A 2280-nucleotide genomic window follows, 5' to 3' on the forward strand; every position below is an offset into this window, starting at 1 on the left:
GGGTAAAGCTATCATGGTGGCCTTTCTTCTTAAATTTAGGATAACTGCTTATTCCTTTGAAGAAGCGCTTAAAGGCATCCCCTAGATTAATGAAGGCATATTGATAAACTTTAGAAGACAATTCGGACATCCAAGGATATTGAGGTTTCACATAATTAGTAAAAACCTTTTTAATGGAGTTGATATTAGGCTTGAGTCCCTCTTCATAAGCTGACCTCCATAAGTGTAATCCCCAATTAAACACGAACCGAGCATACCCCGCGTGTTTGGCCATCAAGGTGCGATGACAGTCATTGAGTTTTAGTTTGGTTCGGAAAGCTTTGTAAGGCATGATTGGATTTTACCATGAAGAATCCGACTTGATGAGTATGTCGTCAGGGAAATTTGGCATGGTCTGGGGTTTGACCGTATACTCATTATTGATTGAGTTGCGAATCTTTGGGGGTATTGTACCTTATTGTCCTAAGATGTAAAGCAAATCTTGGATTAAATTCTGGCTCCCCATTGCGGATCGAGTTGTCCTTTTAATTGGAGATCTCGCCGAATCGGGTTGTTTTAGATGTGACAAAATTGATGATTTCTGATTTTTAACGATTCCTATGTCTTTCGCCGATGCTGCCATTCAAGTTTTAGAAGATGTTGGCTCTCCCCTGCACTATCGCAAAATTGCTGAAATCGCGATCGCACGGAATTTAATTCCAACGAACGGCAAAAGTCCCGAAGCCACCCTCAACGCCATCATCGCCGTCGAAATCAAACAGAAGGGCGATCACAGTCGCTTCGTGAAGATTAATCGCGGGGTTTTTGGGTTGAGAAAATGGGATGTAACCTCGATGGATTCCGAATCGAATTCGACGACATCAGACCCGCAAACCGAACGCCGGGTTAAAATTCCCCACTTTCCCACCTATTCGGAATTGAGATTGATTTTACCGATTTGGAATGGACGCGATCGCGCGCAAATCACGGGACTGCGATCGGCGATAATGAGTCTGTCGGGAACCCCCCAAAATCCGGTAGATTGGACCAATCCTGATCGCTGGATCTCCGAACGCCTGGAAGGGGAAAATCGAGAACTGGCGGAGGCGATTTGGACGGGAAGCGATCGCCGGGTGAACCCCCGTCACGTTTACGGACACTGGCTGCTGTCTCGAATCTATGAATTGCTGGAAGACGATTCAGGGGGGAAAGTTGTATTAACTGATGCGGGACGGGATTTTATCTGCCATTCCTTGGGAGACGTTGAAAAACAAATTGACGAACGGGAAGGCTTATTAAAATTACTAAGTGTGGTGGCTGAAAAAGGGGGAGGTCGTCGCGGAGATTTTGTACCCGATTGGTCGGACTATCTCAAGCGTTACTCCCAATTCGGCACAGACAGCACCATCAAAGATACGCTGTGGCGGCGGCTTTACAATTTAGCCGATCGCGAATTATTGATCAAAACGGGGACAACCTACAGCATTACCGACGCGGGTTTGAATTATTTGAAAGATTCGGGAGGCGATGAAGAACTCGACGGCGGGGGGAAAGTACAGGAAATTTTAACCCTGGTTAAAGAGCAGAAAGCCTCGGTCAGATCCAGCATTAAAGAAATCCTATCGACGATGGCTCCCACCGCTTTTGAGTATTTGATCAAGCAATTGTTGGAGGCAATGAATTATCAAAATGTGGAGGTGACATCACCGACGAATGATAAGGGAGTCGATGTGGTCGCGGATATCGAACTGGGGATCACTTCGGTGCGGGAAGTGGTGCAGGTGAAGCGACAACAGGGGAACATTCAAAGACCAATTTTGGATGCTTTGCGGGGGTGTTTGTATCGGTTTCAAGCGGTGCGGGGTACGATTATCACCACGGGCGATTTTTCCAAGGGGACGGTGGAGGTGGCGTTCGCCCCGGGTGCGCCGCCAATCACGTTAATCAACGGAGAAAAACTGCTGGATCTGTTAATCGAATATGGAATCGGGGTGAAAACGAAAGCGATCGAAGTATTAGAACTGGATGCCGATGCCTTCGCTCAGAATGATAGTTATACCTCCGATTTAGAATGAAATTCTAATTCCACTAGAATAGACGGCCCGTGTTCTCCTAGGAGTCCTTTCCGCCCGGCTGTATTTTCTACCAGAACTGTAATGGTAAGTTGTTGGATCATATTCCCACTGGCAGGATATGTATTTAATAGAGGCGATCGCTCTATGTTGAATAAAAAATCAAGCGTATACCCATGTAACCCCCACAAGAATATGGTAACTGATGGGGAGGGGAATTGTCAAGGGT

2 protein-coding genes are annotated in these 2280 nt (G+C 46.4%); one reads left to right on the top strand and one right to left on the bottom strand.

The genetic code is table 11. The features are described from left to right. Positions 1–331, bottom strand: a 331-nt coding sequence (locus tag P5683_RS24260; RefSeq protein WP_315669498.1) for a helix-turn-helix domain-containing protein, incomplete at its 3' end; no start/stop codon positions are given. Between the two features lie 268 nt (positions 332–599). Between P5683_RS24260 and P5683_RS24265 the strand changes: the two genes are divergently transcribed. Next, complete coding sequence (locus P5683_RS24265; protein WP_006624359.1) at positions 600–2054, top strand: restriction endonuclease; 1455 nt, start codon at positions 600–602, stop codon at positions 2052–2054. Positions 2055–2280 lie beyond the last annotated feature (226 nt).

Source organism: Limnospira sp. PMC 1279.21, from assembly GCF_032349615.1.
In the GTDB taxonomy this organism is placed as follows: Bacteria; Cyanobacteriota; Cyanobacteriia; order Cyanobacteriales; family Microcoleaceae; genus Limnospira; species Limnospira fusiformis.

What these genes read in the sequence shown, in the direction of transcription:
- P5683_RS24265 (WP_006624359.1), top strand. Translation starts at nt 600, where the DNA reads ATGTCTTTCGCCGATGCTGCCATTCAAGTTTTAGAAGATGTTGGCTCT.